The sequence below is a fragment of the Methanobrevibacter wolinii SH genome, from assembly GCF_000621965.1.
Taxonomy (GTDB): Archaea; Methanobacteriota; Methanobacteria; order Methanobacteriales; family Methanobacteriaceae; genus Methanarmilla; species Methanarmilla wolinii.
On the sequence record NZ_KK211378.1, the window covers coordinates 34,271 to 59,251 of the forward strand.

Annotated in this window: 21 protein-coding genes and 1 pseudogene; 19 read left to right on the top strand and 3 right to left on the bottom strand. The window is 24.4% G+C overall.

The genetic code is table 11. The features are described from left to right. Nucleotides 1-62 precede the first annotated feature (62 nt). The 6 genes from T523_RS08790 to T523_RS07615 all read left to right on the top strand — a co-directional run bounded on the left by T523_RS08790 (nt 63) and on the right by T523_RS07615 (nt 5,189). On the top strand, nt 63-1,151 hold the full coding sequence (locus T523_RS08790; RefSeq protein ID WP_084486468.1) for a phage minor head protein: 1,089 nt from the start codon (nt 63-65) through the stop codon (nt 1,149-1,151). 64 nt (nt 1,152-1,215) lie between these two features. Further along, nucleotides 1,216-1,668 carry a hypothetical protein gene (locus T523_RS07595; RefSeq protein WP_042708362.1) on the top strand — a complete coding sequence of 151 codons (453 nt, stop codon included), beginning with the start codon at nt 1,216-1,218 and terminating at the stop codon, nt 1,666-1,668. A gap of 363 nt (nt 1,669-2,031) precedes the next feature. Next, complete coding sequence (locus T523_RS07600) at nt 2,032-2,253, top strand: hypothetical protein (protein ID WP_042708364.1); 222 nt, start codon at nt 2,032-2,034, stop codon at nt 2,251-2,253. 410 nt (nt 2,254-2,663) lie between these two features. Then, nucleotides 2,664-3,017 (top strand): hypothetical protein, encoded by a 354-nt coding sequence (locus tag T523_RS07605; protein ID WP_042708365.1) that lies wholly within the window; start codon nt 2,664-2,666, stop codon nt 3,015-3,017. An 18-nt stretch (nt 3,018-3,035) separates the two neighbouring features. Continuing rightward, nucleotides 3,036-3,833, top strand: a complete 798-nt coding sequence (locus T523_RS07610) for a carbon-nitrogen hydrolase family protein (protein ID WP_042708366.1) — start codon at nt 3,036-3,038, stop codon at nt 3,831-3,833. 219 nt (nt 3,834-4,052) lie between these two features. Then, entirely contained in the window at nt 4,053-5,189 is a 1,137-nt protein-coding gene (locus T523_RS07615) for an ATP-binding protein (protein ID WP_042708368.1), read from the top strand. A 204-nt stretch (nt 5,190-5,393) separates the two neighbouring features. Here T523_RS07615 and T523_RS07620 read toward each other — a convergent pair whose 3' ends face one another. Further along, a complete protein-coding gene (locus T523_RS07620; RefSeq protein WP_042708369.1) occupies nt 5,394-5,609 on the bottom strand; it encodes a hypothetical protein in 216 nt (71 codons plus the stop codon). A 367-nt stretch (nt 5,610-5,976) separates the two neighbouring features. Between T523_RS07620 and T523_RS07625 the strand changes: the two are divergent. The 13 genes and pseudogenes from T523_RS07625 to T523_RS07685 all read left to right on the top strand — a co-directional run bounded on the left by T523_RS07625 (nt 5,977) and on the right by T523_RS07685 (nt 22,588). Beyond that, a pseudogene (locus tag T523_RS07625) lies at nt 5,977-7,069 on the top strand (glycosyltransferase family 4 protein). A gap of 248 nt (nt 7,070-7,317) precedes the next feature. Then, nucleotides 7,318-8,796 (top strand): Mur ligase family protein, encoded by a 1,479-nt coding sequence (locus T523_RS07630; RefSeq protein WP_042708371.1) that lies wholly within the window; start codon nt 7,318-7,320, stop codon nt 8,794-8,796. A gap of 553 nt (nt 8,797-9,349) precedes the next feature. Beyond that, the gene (locus T523_RS07635; protein ID WP_042708372.1) at nt 9,350-9,808 is read left to right on the top strand and encodes a hypothetical protein; all 459 of its coding nucleotides are present in this window, start codon (nt 9,350-9,352) and stop codon (nt 9,806-9,808) included. Between the two features lie 10 nt (nt 9,809-9,818). Next, nucleotides 9,819-11,084 (top strand): hypothetical protein, encoded by a 1,266-nt coding sequence (locus tag T523_RS07640; RefSeq protein WP_052334695.1) that lies wholly within the window; start codon nt 9,819-9,821, stop codon nt 11,082-11,084. 33 nt (nt 11,085-11,117) lie between these two features. Next, nucleotides 11,118-11,519: a DUF356 domain-containing protein gene (locus T523_RS07645; protein ID WP_042708373.1), complete on the top strand. Its 402-nt coding sequence runs from the start codon at nt 11,118-11,120 to the stop codon at nt 11,517-11,519. Between the two features lie 373 nt (nt 11,520-11,892). Then, nucleotides 11,893-12,390, top strand: coding sequence for a multiprotein bridging factor aMBF1 (locus T523_RS07650; RefSeq protein WP_042708460.1), 498 nt, complete (start codon nt 11,893-11,895; stop codon nt 12,388-12,390). Nucleotides 12,391-13,088: 698 nt separating this feature from the next. Continuing rightward, a complete protein-coding gene (locus T523_RS07655; RefSeq protein WP_042708374.1) occupies nt 13,089-14,333 on the top strand; it encodes a proteasome-activating nucleotidase in 1,245 nt (414 codons plus the stop codon). 489 nt (nt 14,334-14,822) lie between these two features. Then, nucleotides 14,823-16,235: a PH domain-containing protein gene (locus T523_RS07660; protein ID WP_042708375.1), complete on the top strand. Its 1,413-nt coding sequence runs from the start codon at nt 14,823-14,825 to the stop codon at nt 16,233-16,235. Nucleotides 16,236-16,285: 50 nt separating this feature from the next. Then, entirely contained in the window at nt 16,286-17,473 is a 1,188-nt protein-coding gene (locus T523_RS07665; RefSeq protein ID WP_042708376.1) for a geranylgeranyl reductase family protein, read from the top strand. Nucleotides 17,474-17,633: 160 nt separating this feature from the next. Next, nucleotides 17,634-18,665, top strand: coding sequence for a TIGR01177 family methyltransferase (locus T523_RS07670; protein WP_042708377.1), 1,032 nt, complete (start codon nt 17,634-17,636; stop codon nt 18,663-18,665). A 521-nt stretch (nt 18,666-19,186) separates the two neighbouring features. Further along, nucleotides 19,187-20,698 (top strand): (R)-citramalate synthase, encoded by a 1,512-nt coding sequence (locus tag T523_RS07675; RefSeq protein WP_042708378.1) that lies wholly within the window; start codon nt 19,187-19,189, stop codon nt 20,696-20,698. Nucleotides 20,699-20,980: 282 nt separating this feature from the next. Continuing rightward, nucleotides 20,981-21,490: a KEOPS complex subunit Cgi121 gene (gene cgi121 / locus T523_RS07680; RefSeq protein ID WP_052334696.1), complete on the top strand. Its 510-nt coding sequence runs from the start codon at nt 20,981-20,983 to the stop codon at nt 21,488-21,490. 126 nt (nt 21,491-21,616) lie between these two features. Further along, nucleotides 21,617-22,588, top strand: a complete 972-nt coding sequence (locus T523_RS07685) for a DegT/DnrJ/EryC1/StrS family aminotransferase (RefSeq protein ID WP_042708379.1) — start codon at nt 21,617-21,619, stop codon at nt 22,586-22,588. A 327-nt stretch (nt 22,589-22,915) separates the two neighbouring features. Here T523_RS07685 and T523_RS07690 read toward each other — a convergent pair whose 3' ends face one another. Both T523_RS07690 and T523_RS07695 read right to left on the bottom strand, forming a co-directional pair. After that, nucleotides 22,916-24,118 (bottom strand): Nre family DNA repair protein, encoded by a 1,203-nt coding sequence (locus tag T523_RS07690; protein WP_042708380.1) that lies wholly within the window; start codon nt 24,116-24,118, stop codon nt 22,916-22,918. A 127-nt stretch (nt 24,119-24,245) separates the two neighbouring features. After that, nucleotides 24,246-24,980: a zinc ribbon domain-containing protein gene (locus T523_RS07695; RefSeq protein ID WP_042708381.1), complete on the bottom strand. Its 735-nt coding sequence runs from the start codon at nt 24,978-24,980 to the stop codon at nt 24,246-24,248. Nucleotide 24,981: the final 1 nt, after the last annotated feature.

Genomic DNA, 24,981 nt, shown 5'->3' on the forward strand with positions numbered 1-24,981 from the left:
CACCTGCAGATGAGAGGGCATTATCATATATTCAACAGTATAATTTTGGTTTAATTAAAAATATGAATGATGAATTCATGGAAGGAATAAGAAACACTATATTTGAAGGTGTAAGTGCAGGTAAAGGTGCAGATGAAGTAAAAGAATTAATAAAAGAATTACCATTAAAACCTTTACAGATAGATTACCTGGATAAGAATGGTGATGTGCAGTATTCACGTACTTTAAGTACAGATACACGTGCAGAATTAATAGCAAGAACAGAACATGCACGTGCAGTAAATGCAGGAACATTACAAGCATATGCAAATTACGGTGTAGATAAAGTAGATGTTATAACAACTGGTGGAGTAGATGTTTGTGAAGAATGTCAAAGCTTAGAGGATAATAATCCATATGACTTGGCAGAAGCATCTGGATTATTACCTGCTCATCCTAATTGTGAATGTTGTTTCGGAGCACATATTGACCTTGATTCCAATCCAGACCTACCAGCAGATGACCCGGAGAATATGAATATGGTTCCAGTTGAATTTGAAAACTGGAAATTCAACTATGGAAACCAAACATATATACTGCAAGGAAACACACGGGAAAGTAGAATAGAATTCTTAAAAAAATATTTACCTAATTTTAAAGGAAAACCAAAATACCATAGTCTACTCCAAATATACACTAATACTGGAGACTTGTATCTTAATAGTTATGGTAGAGGATTTATGAGTTACAAAGAAGCCAAAAAAGGATGGAACAAACTAAACAAGGAATATTTAAAAAAGGGGAAGATTGGTGTGGCTTGTTCTTTTGATGAGGCTTTGAAGCTTAAGGGTACTCTTGTTGAAGAATGTGGTGTTCCATTAAAAGAGAATATTATTCTATGTAGACGTGAAAATCATAGACATATGGGACTTAACGGAGAAAAAACATATACTGATGGAGGTTTTACATCTACATCCATCTTTGAGTATGCTAAAGAGTATAAATATGGTTATGATGTAAATTATATTCTTATACCTGCAGGAACAAAAATATTATACCTTGAAGGTATAACATTAACTAATGATGATTTTGAAGTGTTGTTTCCTCCTAATACTCAATTTAAACATGTAATGGACCTAGGATTACACAGAAAAATATGGAAATATCCATAAAAAAAGATATATACTATAAGTAACATAATATAACATAATTAAATAGGATGGGGAGTGTATCATTATGGTATTTAAATTTCTTATGGAAGATAATGAATTTATTAAGGATTTACCTGAGGATTTATTTAATGAGTTATTAAATTATAATGGTGCAATACCTGATGAACTTCATAGTAGTTTAAATATTTTTAATCCTGAATGGGGAAAATTAAGATCCGATAGGGAAAATGGTAGTTGGACTTTGCTTTCAAGAGTTTATATGCGTCGTGCAAAATATGAAAAACTATTTGAGAAAATAGGTATGGATGCACAATTACAAGATGAGCTTGATTTTATTATACAATATCCTCAATATAAATGTCTTATAAAATATGTAGATTATGAATTAAATGATGATCCTGATGATCTTGGAAATTATATTGCTGTTCCTTTGGATGATTTTTTGGATTTGATTGAGGATCAAGATGTTACTAAAGATAATAAAGTAAGAGAGAAGTATAATATCCCTAAAGATTAAAAAAAAGATTGGGGAATATAAGGTGATATATTTTTTTGGGTGATTGTTTTTGTTTTTCATGTTCTTTTTCACTTCCCCTATTATTTTTATATGTTTTATTTTTTCTTTTTTTTATTTTTTTTCTATTTTTCCACCTTTATATTTTGAAGAATAGAAAAAGAGGTATTAGGATAATTTTATCATCTAATTTTTTTCCACACTCTGGTTTGTATTTTTTTATGGTATTGTTTTTTTCCTCCCTTTTTTTATTCTTTTTCCTCTTATATTATCCAATTCTTTTTTACATAAATTTTTTTTTAATCTTTTTATTTTTTTCTATTTTATTTTACAAAGTTTTTCTCCATTTTTTTTAATGGAGTGGGGATGATTTTTTTTATGACATCTAATAATGAGTTTCTTGTGTATAGTCCACTTACAAGAAAATCAGTTAAAGATTTTACACAGACTAGTACTGATGATGGAAGAATTTTACTTGAAGGTATAGCTTCTACTACTAATAAGGATCTTACTGGTGAGGTTGTATCACCTGAGGCTTTAAAGAGTATGGCTCAGCAAACTAAAGGTTTAAATTCTCAAAATTTTTAGAATAAACTTTCTTAAAATTGATTTTCAAGCATTAAATAGCTTAAATTTTAATAAAAAATAGTATTTAAACAAAATTTGAAAAATTAAAGAAAAAGATGAAAAAATCTTAACTATCATTATCCTACTATTACAAATAGTTAAGATATTACTAATAAAATATTAAGGGAGAAATCCCTTAATAACTTTTATAGTAATATATTCTTTTTCTTAATATATATAAAATTTATAAAAAATATAATAATTAAAAGAAGCATTGTATTATAGGTATGATATAAATAATCTTTTTAATATATTAAGAAAATAAGAAACTAAATTAGTTATGTAGTTCTTCTTGTAATATTATATATGGTTTGATAATTGAATATTTAATATTATAATAGAATTTATTTATTTTTTAAGGAGGAAATAATATGGGTAAGTATACATCAATTAAAATTAATTCTGAACTTGCAGATAAATTAAAACTTTTAAAAGAAGAAAATGGTCTTGCATCATTAAACGAGGTAATTGAAAAACTTATACCTAATGTAGTAAATGAGGAATTTCAATTTAATCGTGAACCACCAGCATTTATATTAGAAGGATCTAATCAGAACCTTCCAGTAAGTTATAATGTACTTAAAAAATCTGATACTGGTAAATCATGGAGTACTGATTTAATGGAAGCAACAATATTATTTAATGATGATTATGGTTGCCTTATTCGTTTTATAATATTAGATACTGATGATGTTAGTATAATGTATTATCATTATATGAAATAAGTAATAAATATAGATATTATGAAAATTGCATTAGCACAAATGAGTATGGATGATGATTTGGATAAAAACTATAGAAAATCTGTTGAATTTATTAAAAAAGCATCTTTTAAGAATGGAGATTTAATTTGTTTTCCAGAAATACAGTTAAATAGATTTTTTCCACAATATGAAAAAACAGATATTGATTCATATATTTTAGACTTAAACTCTAAGTATATTAATGGAATAAGAAAAGCATGTAAGGATTATAATATATATTCATCACCTAATTTTTATATTAAAGAGAATAATAAATTATATGATATGAGTTTACTGATTGATGATTCTGGTAGAATAATTGGTAAACAGAAAATGGTTCATATTGCTCAATGTGATAAATTTTATGAACAATCATATTATACACCATCAGAAGAAGGATTTAATGTATTTAATACTAAATTTGGAAAAATAGGAATTGTAGTGTGTTTTGATAGACATTATCCTGAAAGTATTAGAACAAGTGTATTAAAAGGTGCAGAACTTATTATCATTCTAACAGCTAATACTAAATCTGAACCAGAAGAACTTTTTAAATGGGAAATTAATGTTCAAGCATTTCAAAATAGTGTTAATATTGCAATGTGTAATCGTGTTGGTATTGAAGACAAAATGGAATTTTCAGGTAAATCTATGGTAAGTGATTATAATGGTAATACTCTGTATATAGCAGATGATAATGAAGGATTATTTTTTGTTAATGTAAACCTAAAAGATGCTAGTAAAATAAGAAAATCTAAACCTTATTTAAATTTAAGAAATAAAAATTTTTATTTATAATATATTAATAAATTATTTTTCTAATTTTTATAATGCTTTTTTTATATGAACCTTCTATTTTTATAAACTTTATTAGTTTGTAAAACTAAATATTAATTAATTATATTTTTTATATAAAAGATTTTAGTTAGAACTAGAAATTTATTATGTTTAGTTTAATTCATCATGTTTTTAGTTAGAACTAGAATCTATTAAGTAATTTAATAATATTGTGATTGTATGAAAATTTTATTTATAGGATCAAGACTCTTTGATGATGTAGCACCTTATATTAAAGATAAAGATATATTTTCAATTGTTACCGAATCAAATAAAAATGCAGATAACTTAGACCTTGCAGATGAAATGTTTATAGGGCCAAGAGGAATGGTTTTCCCATATAATGTTGCAATTGAACAGAATGTTAATGGAATTGTACCTTTAATTGGTATTGATCCACCTTTAGTTGATGTTGCATCTATGAAAGAAAAAATAGAGAAAGAATATGATATTCCTGTTGCATCATCATGTGTAAAACCTGTAAGAATAGCAGCAAATAAATCAGAAACTAAAAAACTTTTTAATTCAATTGATTTAAACACTCCTGAATCAATATATATTAAAAAAGATGAATTAAATAAATTTGAGGGTATGATGCATAATAAAGGATTTGATTATCCTGTTGTTTTAAAACAAAATGCAGGTCAAGGTGGAAAAGATATTTCAATTGTTGAAAACTTTGAAGGTGTTAAAAAATACTTTGAAGAGTTTGATGAAGCTTTATGTGAAAACTTTATTGAAGGTGCTGAAATATCTATTGAAACTGTAGGATGGAAGGGAAAATATTATACATTTGTACCAGTATATAAAGGAGATACTTCTATAAATGGTAGTCATCCTATTACTCGTGTAAGATATGGTCCTGCTAATATTGATGGATTAAATAATGAAGAAGTCCGTCAAACAGCATTAAAAATAGCTAAAACTCTTAAAATTGAAGGAAATATGGATTTAGATTTTATATTTGATAGAAAGTCTAAAAAGTTATATTCTATTGAAGCAAATACTCGCCCAAGTGGTACTAGATATTTAACATTTGCAATTACTGGTGTAAATCCATTACATAAATTAGTTGATATGGTTACTGGAGATTTTGATGTAAATAAAATAGCAGATGAAGTTGAAAATCATTACTGTGCAGAAGTACCTGTTGGTACATTTAAAGGTAAAATTCCTGAAAAAACATATAAAGAAGAAGATTATATTGTTCATGGACCAGTTGGTTATCAAAGAGTTACTGTTAGAGCAGACTCTGTAGATGAATTAGTTAAAAAAGTTAAAAATATTACTGGAAGAGATATTGAAATTCATAATTAATATTTTAACTTTTTTTTAATTATTTTATTTAAAATTTAAGTTTTCTATTTTTAGATTTTTTTAATTTAGGATTTAATTATTTATTAAATTTTTAAATTTTTTTAGTTTAGGATTTAATATAAACAGATATTTGAATTAATTAATAGAATTTAATGTTTAATAATATATTTTTAAACTTTTATTATTGATTTTAATATATTTGTTTTAGTTTTTTGGATTAAATCCAAAAACTCTTTTAGCTAATTTTACACTTAAATCAGATACAAAACTTATAATTAATAAATATGCTATAAACCAACGTATAGGCCATTGTATTAAACAAACTTCAAATGGCATTCCACTAGGTATTGCAAATATTAATGGCATAAATAAGCTCATCATTAAACTTATAAAAAAAGCAACAGGATTCCATAACTTCATATTTATTCTCCTTTTTTTGATTTGAATATTATATTTCTTTTAAATTTAATTTTTATTATTAATAATTCTATTTAATTATTTTATTTAGTTTTTTTAAAATGTTTTTAATTGGATATGTTGAATTAATTAATTTTTACTATTTAAAGTTTTTTTGTTGTAATTCTATTTTTATAAAATTTTAAATAGTAGTTAATACTTTAAAATCAACTTTAAGAAGTTTATTTTAAAAATTTTGATTTCAATTAAACTGTTTTTTATTTTATTATTTTGTTTAATTTTAAGCATTTGCTTCTTTTTATTTAAATATTCTTATTTTATTATTAAATTTTAAATATTATTAAAAATAAATATTATATAATATATAGGAATTTTTTGTGGTAAATATGAATACAATTGATATGATAATTTTATTTTGTATAACTCTTTTTTCAACAATATTCTTTACATGGTATATTAAAAGATTATTGTTAAAAGCAAATATTACTGATAATCCAATTGTCAGTGAGCATAGGTATAAAGCTGGAACACCTACAATGGGTGGAATTGCATTTTTATTTGCAGTTTTATTAATTACATCTATTTATTACAAAAATCATATAATTCTTGTTACTTGTTTTACTATGATTGCAGCAGGTATTATGGGACTTGTTGATGATTTACTTGGACTTAGAGTTGCAGAAGTTCAAAAATTAGTAAAAAATACAACTAATGAGGTAGTGTCTCTTGGATTACTTGATCTTGAACCTGGTGAAGAAGCTAGAGTTGCTTCTGATAAAGCTAAAGCTCAAGTTGATGAATTAGTTGCAGAAAATAAACTTACTGTTATTGATAATGTTCCAATTAAATATGAGACTGGTGAAGGTGAACAAATTCTTGCTCAACTTTTAATTGGTGTATTTTTAGCATTAACTGGTTCAATTACTCATCTTGGAGGATTTAATTTAGGTATCTTTGCAATACCTATTGTTCTTATTGCAATTTTAGGTGCAGTAAATACTGTTAATCTTATTGATGGTATGGATGGATTAGCTGCAGGTATTTTAGCTATTGCTTCATTTTCATGTATACTATTTGGTTTGATGAATGGAAACACTAATGTTGTTGCTCCATTTACAATCTTAACAGCTATTTGTTTAGGATTTTTAGTATTTAATAAATATCCTGCAAGTATATTTATGGGTGATACAGGATCTATTTTACTTGGTGCAGGTTATGCTACAGCAGTACTTCTTTGTGATGTTCCATACTTTGGACTTTTAGCTTTAGGTGTACCAATATTTTCTGTAATTGTAAGTCTTGCACACAGAGCACACCTTATTGAAATGCCTGTAGAACCATTACATCATACTTTGAATTTTAAAGGTATGTCTGAAAAAACAATTATATTATTATACTGGGGAGTTACAGTTTTATTATGTGCTATAGGTTTAATTGTTAATTACTTTTTAGTAGTTGCATAAACCTTTATTTTTTTATTTTTAGGTTTTTTGTCTATTTTTTTTATTTTGTGCTATTTTTTTATGTTTTTTGTTTTTTGTTTTTAACTATTTTTTTTATGAGTTTTTTTTATTTTTTATTTTTTTATTTTTTTTAAAAAATTTATAAATTTTATTTAAAACTTATTATTATAGAAACTTTTTTAATTAATCTAAAACAAAATATTAATAATTAATTTATTTATAACAATTTTTATAGGAGTACAATTTTTATGGTTAAAGAATTATCTATTAGTGAATTATCAAATATCATTAATGGAAAAATCGTAGGGGCTAATGATTATTTTAAAGGAGTAAATTTTTCAGGTAAATTTGACTTTTTAGCTCATGCTAAAAAAGGAGATATTGTTATTCGTCATAAAGTCAATGGAAAAGGAATTGAAATAGCTGCAAACAATGAAGCTGCATCTTTTATTACTCAAAATCCAACTGATGATGCATTAGAAACAGCAAAGAAACTTAATTTTCCTTTAATTGTTGTAGATAAAATTGAACTTGCAAATGCATTTGCTATTAAATGGGTCTTTGATAATTTTGATAAAAACTCTAGGAGAGTAGCAATTACTGGTACTAATGGTAAATCAACTACTTCTGACATGGTTTATCATATTCTTAAATCTTCTGGAGCTCATGTATTAACTAATACTGATGCAAGATCAGAATTTAATACTTTAATTGATCCAATGGTTTCTAAGATGATTTATGAAGAAGTTGAAAAAAATGGTCCTTTAGATTATGCTGTTATTGAAGTTTCAGAAGTTCAAGGTTGGTTAAATGATATTATGGAAAATCATGCATATTTAATGACAAGTGCAATTAATCCAGATGTAGGAATTATTACAAATGTTACTATGGATCATATTGGTCTTGTAAATTCTATTGAAGATGTTTTAAGAGAAACTTCTGGTTTAGCTCATGCATTAAAAAAAGGTACTCTTATTCTAAATAAAGATGATGCATTAGTTAGTAAAATAGAAGCTAATGAAGGTGTAAATAAAGTTTTCTTTTCAATGAATAAGGATAATGCTAAACATAATGTTGTATTTGATACAGAACGTGAACTTGTTCTTGTTGATAATACTGAAATATTAACTATTGATGAATTACCATTTAATACAAATCATTTTATTCAAGATACTCTTGCTGCAATTGCTGCAACTTTATCTTTAAATATACCTCTTAGTGATGTAATTAATGGTGTAAAAACATATAAATCATTAAAAAGAAGATTTGTTAAATTATATGAAAATCCTTTAATTTATGATGATTTTGCTCATAACCCTGATGGAATAAAATCTACTGTTTATTCTGGTTATAAATTACTTCCTGATAATGGTCATCTATGGATTGTAAATGCAATTAGAGGTTCTCGTGGTGAAACTTTAAATAGATTAAATGCTGATGCATTAGCAAAAGTTATTTCTAAAATTCATTCTGAAGATTCAAGAAAAATTAATCTTGTATTATCCTCAAGTATTGATGTTGTAGATCATTTAAACACTGTAACTGAATCTGAAAGAAAAGTCTTCTTTGATATGCTTGATAAGGATAATATTGAATATACTCATTATGATAATCTTTATGATGCTTTAGATTATGTTATTAAATCTACTAGTAAAGATGATTTAATATTACTTTTAGGTGCTCAGGGAATGGATCCTGCTGAAGATTTACTTAAAAGTATTTTATAGGTTTATTTATTTCATTAAGAAAGTTCTTTAATAAATTAAAATAATTTAAGATTGATTTTTTTAGTTTTTCTTTTTTTATTTTAATTTTTAGTTGATTTTTTTTATACGTTATATTTTTTTAGTTTTTCTTTTTTTATTTTAATTTTTAGTTGATTTTTTTTTATACTTTATATTTTTTTAGTTTTTCTTTTTTTATTTTAAAATTTTATTATATTTTTAGTAAATTTTTATACAATCTTTAATCTATTTTTATTTTCTTGTAGTTTTATGTAAAATATCCATTTTTAAAATATAGTTAATATTATAAATAATAATTAACTAATTTATATTTATATTGTAAATAATAGATGTTTACATTATACTAATTTAAGATAATTTTTAATTGTCTATTTTGGTTTTTATTTATTTATGATATTTTTAAACAAAATTAAATAGGATTTAATTCTTATTTATAATATAAATTATCCTAAAATATTATTTTTAGTTAATTTATTAATAATTGATGTAATAATTATCTTGTGTAATTGTTACATTTAATAGTGAAGTGAAATTCATGCTTATAAAAGTGAGAAGAGATACTTTAATGATATTATTATTAGCATTTCTACTTATTCTCTCTGGAAGGGTATTAACTTATGTAGCATATGCTTCAACTATACAACAAGAACAAGGTATTCCTATTACTGGAGTCCAAATTAAAGGGAATGATGTAATTCCTTTAGAAACAATTAAAGATAATGTTGGAAGTTCTGGTTTAAGGGAAGGAAGTTATATTGATGGAAATATGTTACATACTAGTAAAAGAACATTACCTCTTTCAGAGGCCGTGGCCGATGCTAAGACGTATGCTAAAAGTTCTACTATTCCCGGTACAACAGCACAACCTATTACTGCAGTTGATATCAAAATAGATAATCAAACTGGTATTGTTACTGTTACTGTAGTAGAAGACTTCTCTAGAGTAAACTTAGGCTCTTCTAATACAACAAGCTCTAATAGTTCAAGTAAATAGGTGGGATAAAGTGAAAAGGTCAAGAGTTATATTTATATTGTTATGTCTTGCTATTGCTTTAGTTTCTGCTAGTGCCGTATCTGCTACTTGTAACTGTATTATTATTAGTGATCCTTCTGGTAATGATCCTAATGGTGCAGCTGCAGGAAGTTTATCTTTTGAAGAAAACATGTTTCAGTCTACCTTTGTAATGTCAACTAAAAACCAATATGCTGTACTTTCTGGTGGTGAAAGTGAAGATGATAGTTTAAGGTTGAAAATGGTATGTGAATCATTAGCAAACATTGAAAGTGGAGGTAGTGCATCTTCAGCTGCATCTGTTGCTAGTTCTTATTCTGGAATGAGGGCAATTGTTGGTGGTCCAAAAGTTGGTATGGCTGTAGGTGGTTCTTTTGATGCTTATGTTATCGTAGAACAAGATAATGGATTTTATACTGTAACTCCATATTCTAGTGGTTTAGCTTATATTCCTCCAGGTAAAAAAGGAGCTATTATCCACTTAAGGGATAGTCCAGGTGCTGCAGGAGGAGCAGCTGCAAATAGGAAAGCAATTGCAACAGAGATTGCTAAAGAATTAAGAGATGGATATTCTGCAACTCATATTATGGGTTCTGTTTTCAAAATGGTATCTACTGAAACTGGTGAAGTTTATGGAGGAGGTGCAGATAATCTATTCTGTGGTATTACTACAGGAGATATGTTTACACCGGCTGAATTAAATGAAAAAGGTTATGATATGAGTCAACCTTATTCTAAAGTTTGTGATAAATGTGGATGGTCTGTTGCTTATCCTAAAGCTGAAAGTTATCAAGTATGTCCATATGATGGTGGTAAACTTAGAACAGAATATGCATATGATGCTTTAGAGCAAGCGATTACTGTTAGTGATTCTAATGCTAATGTTTATACTTATGGTTCTGATGAACAAGGTTTATCTGAAACCACTAAGGAAGTTGTTCAATATGCTGTTCAAAAGAATGGATATAGTTCTACTAAGATTGCAGAAGCAATTAATAAAAACATTAACAATGGAATTATTGTTGGTGTTGACCATGTTGAAGCTAAAGATATTAATGTTAATAAAAATGCTAAGTCTGTTGGTGTTTATTACACAGCATTACCTGATGGTAGAACATCACCAGCATGGGATTTACCTGTAAATACATTTTTACTTAATGTTCTTGGTGCTATTCAAACAGTAATTGGTATTGTTATAATAATATTAGTAGTATTCAGAGGAAGACTTCTTAAATCTTTCCAATCTAGGAAAAAATAATTTTCTTTAATTTATTTTTTAAGAAGGGATTATATGGCTTTAATATTAATAAGGGGCGAAAATAATTCAAAGATTCTAAATGCTATATCTGATGTTGAAAAACATGCTGAATTACATTTAACATCAAAACCAAAAGCTTTAGATTCAAAAAAAGCAGATGATATAGTTTCTAGTATTTTAAATGCTAAAATTAATAATACATCAAATGTAGCTACTATATTTTCTATTAAAGAAAATCCTACTGTAGCTATATCTAAAATTAGAGGTATTCATCCTCCAGCACATATTGTTGTTGTAAGTGATGAATATGATGTTTATGATGATCTTGTAAAGACTATGTATGAAGCAAAATATTTTGAAGGATATTATTCTGCTAAACCAAAAAACACTAAAACAATAGATTATAAGAAAGTAAAATCTAAACCATATGAATAGATTTACTTTTTTATTCATTTTTTATATTTTATTTTTCTAGTTTTTTATGAGATTTTAGTTTTTTGTGTTATTTTTTTGGTTTTTTTTATGTTGCTTTTAGTTTTTTTTAATTATTAATTGTTTTATTTTCTATATTTTTACTTATTTTTATCTTAGATAAGTTTTTATTTAGTTAAGAATTGTTTTTATATTTGGATTTTTTTTAGTAGTTTTATTTTTTTTAATTGAAATTATTTTTATTTTAAATCTAGATTTGATAAGAGATTATTATTTTTTTAATACTCTTTTTTATAGGGTTTTAATTTATTTTTTAATATTTAATTTTATATATTCTTTAGAAAAGTTTAAAAAAACTAAAATACAATTATTAAATATGGATTGTGAAATGTGTGGGAAACCTATTAAAGGAAACCCAATTAGAATAAAAATTGATGGTGCAGTAATGGACGTATGTAAAGACTGTTCTAAATTTGGAAAAGTTCAAAAGGTTCCTAGACGTTCTAAATTTGCACAAAACAAAAAAGGAAAAAATTCTAGAAATAATACTCCAAAAAGAAATTATTCTAGAAATGATGAACCTACTGATGAATTAGTTGAAGATTACGGTTCCATTATTAAGCATGCTCGTGAATCTCAAAAACTTTCAAGAAAAGAATTAGGTCAAAAAATTAATGAAAAAGTTTCAGTTATTACAAATGTAGAATCTGAAAAAATGGAGCCTGATTTAAAACTTGCTAAGAAATTTGAGAAAGAATTAAATATTAAACTTATTGAAAAAGCTGAAACTTTAGATTTAGAGTCATTTAAAAACTTAGCTGAAGGTAGAAATAGTCTTGCTAATGTTGTTAAATTTAAAAAGCCTAAAAAATAATTAATTTTTAAATTGATTATGTTTAAAGTTTCTTTTTTTATTTTTTATTATTATTGAATTTATTTTTTATTTTTTTATTGTGTTTGTTTTTTTTATTTTTTATTTTGAGTTTATTTTTATTTTGTGTTTGTTTTTTTATTTTTTATTTTTGGTTTTTATTTTGAGTTTGTTTTTTAGTTTTTTTTATTTGGATTGTTTTTTGGTTTTTATTTTGGTTTTTATTTTTAATTTTACAATTTGTTTGTTTATATTAGAACAATCTTAATATTATTGTTTAAATTTTTGTTTTATATAATTTAATGATTTAATTTTAATATTTTTTAGAAATAAGGTTTTTTAATTATTTTTATTGTCTAATATGTTTATATTTTCTTTAATTCTATTTTATAAAATTAAATAATAAGAATAATTCATAAAATTTATATATTACATAAACAAATACTAATATGATATATAAGGACATAAATTTTAAGTGAATAATGGTATAATTATTGTAGTATAATATTATAAATTCTTAAAATTTATTAATAAAAATGTTTTAACTTATTAATAAATATTGAAGTTTTAATATCTATTAATTAACATTTTTATGATAATTTAAATATTAAAATAATTGTTTATTTTTTATTTAAAACACTTAAGTTTATTTTATTATATTCTTTAATGGAAATTATATACTTACATGGAGCGTTTTATTAATGGCTGATTATAATGAAGATTCTTCAAAAGAATTACTTGGTAAAATTGAAGAATTGAAAGATGAAGTTAATTTGCTTAAAGAAGAAAACACTAAAACTAAACGCAATTTAATGTGGAAAGTTAGAAAATTAGAAAAAGATAAAGTTCTAACAGAAAATGAAAAAATTAGATTAGAAAGAGAAGTAAAATCATTAAGGGGTGAAGTTGAAAGATTTAGATCACCTCCACTTGTCCTTGCAACTATTAATGAAGTTATTGATGATTCAAGAATTACTGTTAAAAGTAGTACAGGTCCAAGTTTCTTAATTAATTATTCTAAATTTATAGATCCAAAATTATTACAACCAGGTGCAAGAGTTGCTTTAAATCAACAAACATTTGGTGTAGTTGAAGTATTACCTTCTGAAAAAGATCCAAGTGTAGCAGGTATGGAAGTTGAAGTAAAACCTGATGTTACCTATGATCAAATTGGTGGTTTAGAAGATCAAATTATTGAAGTTAAAGAAACTGTTGAATTACCTTTAACCAAACCAGAATTATTTGAAAAAATTGGTATTGACCCACCTAAAGGTATTCTTTTATATGGACCACCAGGAACTGGTAAAACATTACTTGCAAAAGCAGTAGCTAATGAAACAAATGCAACATTTATTAAAATTGTTGCAAGTGAATTCGTTAAAAAATATATTGGTGAAGGAGCAAGATTAGTAAGAGAAGTATTTGAACTTGCTAAAGAAAAAGCACCTTCTATTATATTTATCGATGAAATAGATGCTGTAGCAGCTAAAAGACTTAAAAGTTCTACTAGTGGTGATAGAGAAGTTCAAAGGACTTTAATGCAATTACTTGCAGAACTTGATGGATTTGAAGCTCGTGGTGATATTGGTATTATTGGTGCAACTAATAGACCAGATATTCTAGATCCTGCTTTATTAAGACCTGGAAGATTTGATAGGTTTATAGAAGTACCTGAACCTAATGAAGAAGGAAGAAAACAAATCCTTAAAATACACACTTCTAAAATGGCTTTAGCTGAAGAAGCAGATTTAGATTTACTTGCTACTTTAACTGATGGTTGTTCTGGTGCAGATTTAAAAGCAATATGTACAGAAGCAGGTATGTTTGCTATTAGAGCAGACCATGATAAAGTCTATGTATCTGACTTTATGGATGCTGTAGATAAAATCATGGGTGTAAATCATGAGGATGACATATCTAAAGAAGTTGGAGTAATGTTTGGTTAGATATAATACTCTAATCTTATATTAATCGATATTGATTATTAATTTAATTCAATATCTTTTAATTTTATATTTAAAATATTAATTTTTAAGTTTTTATTAGTTAAAGCTTTAAGCTAATTAAAAATAAATTATTTTATTAGTAATTTTATTTATTTTTTTAATTTATAGGCCAATGATGAACCCTATGAGCTCTGATATGGTGATGAATGATGGGCGAACTGAGGCCTTTTTTTTAATCTACTTTTTTTAATTTAATATTTTTAGTATTTATTGTAAATTTTTATTTTTTAATTTTATCTATAATTTATTTAATTTTAAGATTGAATTTAAAAATTTTTTTTAAGTGACTTTATATTTTATTTAATTTTAAGATTAATTTTTAAAAAATTCTTTTCAAATGACTTAAATTTATTAAATCTTTTAATCTTTAATAATTAATTTACATATTAAGAAAAAATTATTTAAACTAAATAAACAAATAACTATACAATGATATTTGATGATGATGAAAATTTAGCTAATGAAGAAGTTTTGTATGAAGGTAAACCTAGTTTTATATTTAGTTGTAAAAGTATAGTTTTAGGTATTCTTGCAATATCTTTTATTTTAGGTAGTTCACTTACTATCTTAAGTTCTGTATCTGAAATACAATCATATTCTATTGGCTTTATTCAACAACCAATTGATCAATTTATAGCATTAGCTATTTATGGTATTGTATTTATAATTCTTATTTGGATTATAATTAAATTATTAAAATGGTATTCTATTAATTATATTATTACAAATAAAAGAATTATCTCTAAAACAGGTATCATAAGACAAAATAAATCATATATGTCATTTCACAATATTCAAGATATCCATGTATCTCAATCTATAATTCAAAAATTGTTTGGTGTAGGTACAATAGAGATAATGAGTGCATATGATAATGGTGATGTAAATCTTAAATATATTCATTATCCTAAAGATGTTGAAGAAATCATTTTTAATGGAATGAATAATGCACCTTCTTTTAGTCCTGAAACTCAAAGATTTGGACCTGAAGAAAGATATTATAATGATTCTAGATATAATCAAAAATATGGACCTACTGTATATGATTATGATGATTCTAGATATGGTGAATCTTATAATCCGAATTATAATAGGGGTACTGTTTATAATGAATCTAGACCTAATATTAAAGACTCATATATTAAGGAGAATTATCCAGAATATGAAGATGATTCATTTTATGGTTTAAGTAATGAACCATTAAATACTCCTCGAGATAATGAAATTTACTATAATGATTATCAAGATCCTGATGAGTTTGATGAAACTATTAATCAAGCTGTTAGAAACATTGATGGAAATATTAAATTTAAAGATGATAATATAGTAAATAATCATAGAAAAAATTCTGGAATTAATTATCAAGGACGTAGAATAAATAAACATGGATATGATAATGATTATTCTAGAGATAATTATAATTCTCAAAGATATTCTCAAGAATACCAAGAAAATCAATATCCTTCTTCTCAAATGAATTCAAGATATTCTAGAGAAGAAAATATTAATCCAAGATATTATGAAAATCCTAATCCAAAGTATTCTAGAAATGAAAATAATAATTATGATGATTCTAGAGGTACAAACTTTAATCCAGGGTATTCTAGAGATGAAGATTCTAATGTAAGATATCATGGATATAATCAATCTAATCCTAGATATCATGGATATGATAATAATGATTTTTATCAAGAAAAACATATAAGTGAAGAATATAATCATAATTCAAATAAAAATAGAAACTATGATGAAGATATTAATAAGAATCATCATGAAGAAGATAAACCTAATAAAACTAGGGATAGTGTCTTAGCAAAACACGATCGTAAATTTAAATTTTAATTTTTTCTATTTTTTAATATTTTTTTATAAAATATAAAAAGGGTAAAATAATGACTTTTGATTTTGATGTAGCAATTATTGGTGGAGGTCCTGTTGGTTCAACTTTAGCTTATAATTTAGTAAAAGAAAATGTATCTGTATGTATTGTTGAAAAAAAGAGAATTATAGGTTATCCTTTACAATGTGCAGGTATTTTAAGTAGGGATATTTTAGATATTAATGATTTACCTTCAGATTTAATATTAAATAAAGTTAAAGGTTCTTATCTCCATTCTCCAAATAAGCTATTAAAAGTTGAAAAAGAAGATTCTGTTGCATTTATTATTGATAGAGTTGGATATGACCAATTTTTAGCTAAACGTGCTAAAGATAATGGAGTTAAATTCTTTATTCAACATAAAGTTAAGGATATTGATATTGATAAAGGATTAATAAAAACTAATAATGGAACCATCACTTCTAAAATTATTGTAGGTGCAGATGGTTGTAATTCTTTAGTTTCTAAAAAATTAAAAAATGAATCTAAATGTTATAATGCAGATCAATATTTAGTTAGAATAAATCAAAAGTTTAATCCTGATTATGTTGATGTTTTTATAAATGAAGATGTTTTACCTGGATTTTTATGGTTTATTCCTGTTTCTGATAATCTTTATAGAATTGGTTTGTTTTCTAATGATGATTATAAAGTTCAAAATAGTATTATAGAAGATTTTCTAGAATCTAAGGGAGCTTTTAAAAATTCTAATTTAAATATTTCCCAATATGAGATTTTAGAAAAATATCATGGTTATATTCCAATTTATGATAAGAATAAAACTATTGTAAATAAAAGAGTAATATTAATTGGTGATGCAGCAAGCCAAGTTAAACCTACTACTGGTGGAGGCTTAATATTATCTTTTAATACAGTTAATATTTTATCTAAAATTATTGTTGAATCATTAATTAAAGATGATTTAGCTATTTTAAATAGATATATTGATAGTTTTAATGATTCTTTTGGTGATGAATTAAAAAATGAAATGAAAGTACATAAAACTTTAAATTCATTATCTAATAATGATTTAGATTATTTATTTGATAAAGTTAAATTAAATAATGGTGAGGAATTTATTTCAAAATATGGTGATATGGATAAACAGATTATACTTATTAAAGAATTTTTAAAAACAGGATTATTATTTAAAATACTTCCAACTTTACTTAAAACTAAGATTTCAAATATTTGGAATTAATATTTTTATAATAAGCATTTATAAATTTTAAAGTTGTTTTTAAATTCTTTTTTAGTTTATGAGTTTATGATTTTTTTAGACTTTTTCTATTTTATGAGTCGTTGTTAAATTTTTTTGCTTATAAATTTTATATGTATCATATTTTTTTAGAGTGATAATTATGGAACTTCTTTTAATTCAATCTCAAGAACATGAAACTTTACCTATGGCAGAACTTAAAGCAGTTATTGAAGCTGAAGAGTTTGATTGTTCTATTGAGAAATTAAGACCAGGACTTGTTATATTAAGTTCTATTAGAAATGATGATTTTGATTATATGTATAAACGTCTTGTTGAACGTTTAGCTTTAACTCATCAAATTAATAATGTTTTATTAAAATCTGATTTAAATAGTTTAGATGAAGATATTGCATCTATAAATTGGGATGATATTATAAATGAAACATTTGCAGTTCGTACTAAAACTTTTAATAGTGATGTAAATGTTGAAGCATGTGAAAGACATATTGGAAGTATTATTTTAAATAATTCAAATAATATTAAAGTTAATCTCTCAAATCCAGGTACTAAAGTACGTCTAATTATTTATAAAAATGATGTTTATATTTGTAAAGAAGATTATGTTTTAAATAAAAAATATTTCCAAAATTTTAAACCTCATAAAAGACCATTTTTCCATCCTGGATGTATGTCTCCAAAACTTGCAAGATGTATGGTAAATCTTTCAAGAATTAAAAAAGGAGAATTATTACTTGATCCATTTTGTGGAACTGGTGGAAGTTTGATGGAAGGTGGATTAATTGGTGCACGTGTTGTAGGTACTGATGTTGATTGGAATATGAAAAATGGTGCAGCTATTAACTGTGAATATTTAGGAATTAAAGATTATAAAACATTTAAAGTAGATATTAATGAGTTAAATATGTATGAATTATGTGATGCAGTTGTAACTGACCCTCCTTATGGTATTTCTACAACTACTGGTGGTCGTGATGATTTAATTTTTAGAGATTTTTTAGTTGCAATTAAGAGAAATATGAAAAAAGATGCACTTTTAGTTATGGCTAGTCCACATTTCGTTGATATTGATAAGTATTTAAATGAGGTAGGGTTTAAATTATTAGAAAGATATGAAATTAAAGTACATAGAAGTTTAACTCGTATCATTTCTGTAATAGCTCAAGATAATTAAATCATTTATTTTTTATTTTAATTTTTAGAATTTTAAATTCTATAATTTTTGAGTAAATTTTCTTTAATTTTAAAGTGTTTTTGAGATTATAATTTTTTTAAATTTAATTTTAAAGTTTTTTGGTTTGAAGTGGTATTAATTTTCTTTAATTTTAAAGTGTTTTTGAGATTATAATTTTTTTAAATTTAATTTTAAAGTATAAATTTTTATAAAAAATATAATAAGCAAACTTTAATTTTATTATAATAAATATTAAAAGTTTATATTAACTTAGTTTTAAGATTTTAAATTAAGAATGTTTATTTTTTGGTTTTTAGAATCTTGAATATTAAATTTATATATTTATTTTTAGTTTTTAAGGTTCTAGAGAATAGTTTATATATTTATTTTTAGTTTTTAAGGTTCTAGAGAATAGTTTATATATTTATTTTTTAGTTTTAAAATTTTAAATAGAAAAGGTTTATATTATATTTTACAAATATTAACTTAATTTAATTATTTAAGATTTAATAGTGATTAATATGAAAATTCAAATTTTAGATACAACCTTGAGAGATGGAGAACAAACTCCAGGTGTTTCACTTACTTCAAGTGAGAAATTAAGAATAGCAAGAAAATTAGATGAAATTGGAGTAAACATGATTGAAGCAGGTTCTGCTATTACTTCAGAAGGAGAAAAAGAGGCTATTAAAGAAATCACTAAACAAGGTTTTGATGCAGAGATTTCAAGTTTTGCAAGATCTGTTAAAAAAGATATTGATGCATGTTTAGAATGTGATGTTGATGCAGTAAATCTTGTTGTACCTACAAGTGATATTCATATTAATTATAAATTAAAAACTACAAGAGATAAGGTACTTGATAGTATAGTGTCAAATGTTGAATATGCTAAAGATCATGGTTTAATTGTTGAACTTTCTGCAGAAGATGCAACAAGAACAGATATTAATTTTTTAATAAAAGCCTTTCAAACAGGTATTGATTGTGGAGCAGATAGATTATGTCCATGTGATACTGTAGGTGTTCTTACTCCTGAGAAATCATATGAATTTTATAAAAAATTATCTGTTTTAGATTCAAGTTTAAGTGCTCATTGTCATAATGATTATGGTCTTGCTGTTGCTAATACTTTACAAGCTATTCGTGGTGGAGCAAGTGAAATCCATTCTACAATAAATGGTATTGGTGAACGTGCAGGAAATGCAGCTCTTGAAGAAATTATAGTAGCATTTAACAATCTTTATGAAGGAAAATATACTACTGATATTAAGATTAATCAATTATACAATACTTCAAAATTAGTTTCAAGATTAACTGGTGTTTATTTACAACCTAATAAAGCAATTGTTGGAGAAAATGTATTTGCTCATGAATCTGGTATACATGCAGATGGAGTTATTAAAAATGCTTCAACTTATGAATCTATTACTCCTGAATTATTAGGCCGTCATAGAAAATTTGTAGTTGGTAAACATACAGGAACTAAAGGATTAAACAATCGTCTTAAAGAATTAGGTATTGAAGTTAATAAAGAACAATTATATAAAATATTTGAACAAGTTAAATCCTTTGGTGATAAAGGTAAATGTGTTACTGATGTAGATTTACAAGCTATTGCAGATAATGTCTTAGAAAAAGAATTAAAACAAAAAGTTAATCTTGAAGAATTCACTGTAGTTTCAGGTAATAAAGTTACACCTACTGCATCAATTAAATTAAAAATTGATAATAAAGAAGTTCTTGAAGCAGGTATGGGTTTAGGTCCTGTTGATGCTGCAATTAATGCTGTAAATCGTAGTATTAATGAATTTACAAATATTAAACTTGAAGAATACCATGTAGATGCTATTACTGGTGGTGCAGATGCACTTATTGATGTAATTGTAAAACTTAGAAAAGGAGACACAATTCTTTCTGCAAGAGCAACTGAACCTGATATTATTAATGCAAGTATTGAAGCATATTTAAGTGGAGTAAATAGAATTTTAGAAGTTGATGAAAATAAAAAAGAAAATAAAATTATTCTTAAATAATTTTAATTTATTTTAATTTTTATTAACTTGGATATTTTTTATCTATAAATTAATTTTAATTAATTTTAGTTTATTTATTAATGAGATTTTATTTATAAATTAATTTTAATTAGTTTTAGTTTATTTTTAATTTAAATATTTATAAATTAATTATAGTTTATTTATAACTATATTATTGATTAATTTTTATTTTCTTTTATATAATTAAATGAAATTTAGATTTTTCTAATTTTCATGTTTCTTATTTGTTAATTTAAATAAAAATCTTTAGAGGGTATTATATTGGAGAATATTACAAGTAATATTAAGATTTTAGGATATACTGGAGAAATAGATGATGTATCTAAGACATTAAAAGATATTGATAAAATTAAAGATCAATGTTGTGATGTTGGAGTTATTCAATTATTAAATGCTCATGCTATTGGTGGTAGGCGACATGTTCTTCAGGGTACTATTGAAGCAATTAAAGCATTTCAGAGAGATGAAAACTTAGCTAATGATTTAGGTATTGAATTATGTCTTAGAATTTCAGCTCAAAGACAAATCTCAAAAGCTTTAGATATTTTAGGTTTACATACTGGTAAAATGGATATATGTATTGTCTTAATTGATTGTCCAGATTACTTTGAAGATGAATTAAATAATATGTTTACTCCAAATGATGAAGTATTTAAACCAGATATTGAATATTTATCAAAGATATATAATATTTCAGATAAACAGAATGACTCAATCTATATCGAAGATTCATTAATTGATAAAACTACAAGTTTAATTGTTGATGTATAATTTTTTTATTTTTAAATTTTTCATATAATTTAGATATAATTTTAATTTTTTTTATATAATGTAAATATAGTTTTAAATTTTTTATATAAAATAGATATATTTTTAAATTTTTTAGTGGGTAGTATAATGGATTTAAAATTTAAACAACCATCAAATGATACAAGAAAAATTAAATCTGAAATTGCATTAGGTAGGAATCCTCTTAATATTGATTCATATATTAATCTTGCAGAGGATAAAATAAAAAACATCACGAATCATGATTATGCACATATTGTATCAAGTGGTAATGCAGCAATTTTTATAGGACTTTCATATTTAACTGGTAATGTGTTTATTCCAGATCAAGGTGGATGGAATGGATTTAAACAAATTTCAAGATTTTTAAATAAACCATTTGAAACAATTAAAACTAATCAAGGTTTAATTGATATTGATGAACTTAATAATACTTTAAGTCAAGTAGATAAATCTAAAATTAATGGTTTAATTTTAACTAGTTTTGCAGCATATACTGCAGAACAAGATATTTCAGAAATTTCAAAAGTTTGTCATGATAATAATGTAATTTTAATTGAAGATGTATCTGGTTCAATAGGAGATTCTAAACTTGCAAATGGTAAATATTCAGATATCATTGTAGGATCTACTGGTTCACCTAAGATTTTAAATGTTGAAGATGGTGGATTTATTTCAACTAATAATAATGATGTATTTGAAAATAATAAAATACTTTTAAAGTCATTTAAATCTAGTGAGATTACTGCAGGTGGAATTATAAGTGAACTTAAAAATGCTAATTATAATTTAAATAAATATATTGATGCTTGTAATTATCTCAAGAAAAACATTGATAATGTAGTTCATTCAAATAAAAGAGGAATTAATGTATTTATTCATAATGATGATCCAAAACATTTTTCATGGAACTTAAAACAAAAATTAGTTTTAGATAATCATGGTATGGTTACTAAATGTCCTAATTATAATAGACTTAAAGAAAAAGGAATAGCCCTTGAAATTAAAAATCTTGATATTTCTTCATTAAAAAAAGAGAATTTAAATGAAATTATTGAAACAGTTAAAGAATATCAGTAATTTTATTATTATTTAGAAAACATTTTTTAAATAAATATTTCAATTATTTTTTAGATATTTTTATATAATAATGAAAAGAAAATTAATAATAAAGAGGAGATTTTTTAATCTTTCTTATTTTTTTCTTGGATTACAATTTGGACTATCATTAAAATTATTGTAATCCATTGGTATATATTTTTTTTAATTTTAAAGTTAATTTTGTATTTGGATTTTTTTTGTGGACTTTTTTTGGTTTTAGGGTTTAGTTTTTTGTATTGGATTTTTTTTGGTTTTAGGGTTTAGTTTTTGGACTTAATTTTTTGTAGGTTTTTTTTTATTTTAATGTTAGTTTTGGAATTTTGGACTTTTTTTAAAGTATGAGTCAAGTGTAGTTTGTTTTGTATGTAACATTTCATTAAGTAAAGTTCCTATTTTAATGTATCTACTTAATGGAATTTTAAAGTTTTTACCTACATATACAAGTGCAGATTTTAAATCTTCAAATTCTTTATATGGTTTTCCCATAGCTTCTCTCATGTTTTCACGAACATTAAAAACACCCATTGGAACATAACCTGTATATGCTTCTCTTAATACAATTAATCCAGATTGTAATTTCATTTTATTTAATGCATCAAGAACTACCATTTTACTTGTATAATAACATCCACCTACTGTTGAGTATTCTTTTTTATCTTCATTAGTTTCATAATCTGAAAAAACTAATTCTTCATTATTTTCAACTTTATAAAATCCTTCAGTCCACTCATATTGCCATTCTGTTGGAGTTAAGATTATTGCATAATAATTATTTAATGCTTCATTTTCATATACTCTATAAGTATCAATAATTGGATTGTATCTTACTTCTTTTAATAGTTTATCTGCAAGTGCTGAATCACATGCTGTAATAGACCATCTTGTAGGTACTAATTTTCTATTTTTACCAATACCAAATGCACCTACTGAAAATGCTTTTTGTACAGCTGAAAATGGAACATTTTTATTATGTAATGCCATTACTGCATCTGTAGCTCTTAAATCTGTATCATAATATGATTTTTCAAGTTGTTTATCCCATCTTACTGCATCAATATCAAATTTTTCAAGTATTCCACTTGGTCCATGTGGCATTGATTCTTGTGATAATTGTGCACCTCTTGGTTTTTTTAGAAAATTTGCTTCTGCATCTGTTGATTTAGATGCAAGTGAAATATCTTGTAGTTTTTCAACATAGGGGTTGTTTAAATCTTTAATATCAATTAATTGTTTTCCTCTTACAAGATTCATTCTATAATTTAATATTTCATTTTGAGTTTTATTTTGATCTAACCATGACTCTGGTGAATCCATAATATAAGTGTCACCTAATTGATTTGCCATCATAGGTCCAGCATATACTTTAGGGTAACTCCATCTTCCTATAAATACTGATGGAGGTGTACTACCTTCAAGGTCTTTACCTACCTTTACTGATTTCATTTTTATATCTCTTGTAAGTTTTTCAAGGTAAGCATGTTTTGTTGTTCTTTGTCTTCCAGCTTTCATAATATCTCAAAATTTATTAATTCAATAATTTTTTAGCTATTTAAAATAAAATTGTTTAAAAAAAGTAATTTAATGTTTAAAAATATATATTTAGTTTATAAACTAGAAATATATATTTTTCGTGTTTTTAATATGGAGCTATTAAACTTATTATTGGTATTATATATGCTATTACTGATGCTATTATGAATATTGTAATAATAAACATAATTATCATAAATACAATTTCTCCATTTGTAAAGTTTCTACGAACAGGTAAATCTATTTGTTTTTTAATCCATAATTGATTAATTGATTCTTGTACATTACAAAATGTCCAAAATGTACCTATTACTGGTATAAAAATGTATAATAAAGTATTTTCAATTGGTGAGTATCCTTCAATATTTTCTTTGTCAAGAATTTCTTTATAATCTTTTAATAAGTAATAATACATAAACCAGTTAACAATAGGTATTATAAAACAAAGTGTACGCCATCCTGGGTTAATATTTCTATTATAATCATTTTTTAAATAGGTGCTATTTTTATAAAACCACCATATTGTATATATGTCACCACCAAAAATTAATAATAAAATTTCTCTTCTAAGAGGTAATACATTTGAGTATTCTCTTTGAGGATTATTTAATTTATTATAGAATTCTTTTTCTTCTTTTTCTTTTTCAAGTTCTCTAGTTCTTAATATTTCTCTTTGTTTTAATTTTTCTTCTTGTTCTGGTGATACATAATCATTAATAAAATGGTTTCTAGAAATATTTTCTTCTTGTTCTTGCCATTGCATACAGTAAGGGCATTTTTTAGTATTTATTGGGATTTCTTTACCACAATAAATACAAAATTTTGTTTTTGCACCTTCCATT

Bases quoted from the DNA above. Each gene is read 5' to 3' on its own strand.
- T523_RS08790 (WP_084486468.1), top strand. From the start codon at position 63: ATGAATGATGAATTCATGGAAGGAATAAGAAACACTATATTTGAAGGT.
- T523_RS07595 (WP_042708362.1), top strand. From the start codon at position 1,216: ATGGTATTTAAATTTCTTATGGAAGATAATGAATTTATTAAGGATTTA.
- T523_RS07600 (WP_042708364.1), top strand. From the start codon at position 2,032: ATGATTTTTTTTATGACATCTAATAATGAGTTTCTTGTGTATAGTCCA.
- T523_RS07605 (WP_042708365.1), top strand. From the start codon at position 2,664: ATGGGTAAGTATACATCAATTAAAATTAATTCTGAACTTGCAGATAAA.
- T523_RS07610 (WP_042708366.1), top strand. From the start codon at position 3,036: ATGAAAATTGCATTAGCACAAATGAGTATGGATGATGATTTGGATAAA.
- T523_RS07615 (WP_042708368.1), top strand. From the start codon at position 4,053: ATGAAAATTTTATTTATAGGATCAAGACTCTTTGATGATGTAGCACCT.
- T523_RS07620 (WP_042708369.1), bottom strand. From the start codon at position 5,609: ATGAAGTTATGGAATCCTGTTGCTTTTTTTATAAGTTTAATGATGAGC.
- T523_RS07630 (WP_042708371.1), top strand. From the start codon at position 7,318: ATGGTTAAAGAATTATCTATTAGTGAATTATCAAATATCATTAATGGA.
- T523_RS07635 (WP_042708372.1), top strand. From the start codon at position 9,350: ATGCTTATAAAAGTGAGAAGAGATACTTTAATGATATTATTATTAGCA.
- T523_RS07645 (WP_042708373.1), top strand. From the start codon at position 11,118: ATGGCTTTAATATTAATAAGGGGCGAAAATAATTCAAAGATTCTAAAT.
- T523_RS07650 (WP_042708460.1), top strand. From the start codon at position 11,893: ATGGATTGTGAAATGTGTGGGAAACCTATTAAAGGAAACCCAATTAGA.
- T523_RS07655 (WP_042708374.1), top strand. From the start codon at position 13,089: ATGGCTGATTATAATGAAGATTCTTCAAAAGAATTACTTGGTAAAATT.
- T523_RS07660 (WP_042708375.1), top strand. From the start codon at position 14,823: ATGATATTTGATGATGATGAAAATTTAGCTAATGAAGAAGTTTTGTAT.
- T523_RS07665 (WP_042708376.1), top strand. From the start codon at position 16,286: ATGACTTTTGATTTTGATGTAGCAATTATTGGTGGAGGTCCTGTTGGT.
- T523_RS07670 (WP_042708377.1), top strand. From the start codon at position 17,634: ATGGAACTTCTTTTAATTCAATCTCAAGAACATGAAACTTTACCTATG.
- T523_RS07675 (WP_042708378.1), top strand. From the start codon at position 19,187: ATGAAAATTCAAATTTTAGATACAACCTTGAGAGATGGAGAACAAACT.
- T523_RS07685 (WP_042708379.1), top strand. From the start codon at position 21,617: ATGGATTTAAAATTTAAACAACCATCAAATGATACAAGAAAAATTAAA.
- T523_RS07690 (WP_042708380.1), bottom strand. From the start codon at position 24,118: ATGAAAGCTGGAAGACAAAGAACAACAAAACATGCTTACCTTGAAAAA.
- T523_RS07695 (WP_042708381.1), bottom strand. From the start codon at position 24,980: ATGGAAGGTGCAAAAACAAAATTTTGTATTTATTGTGGTAAAGAAATC.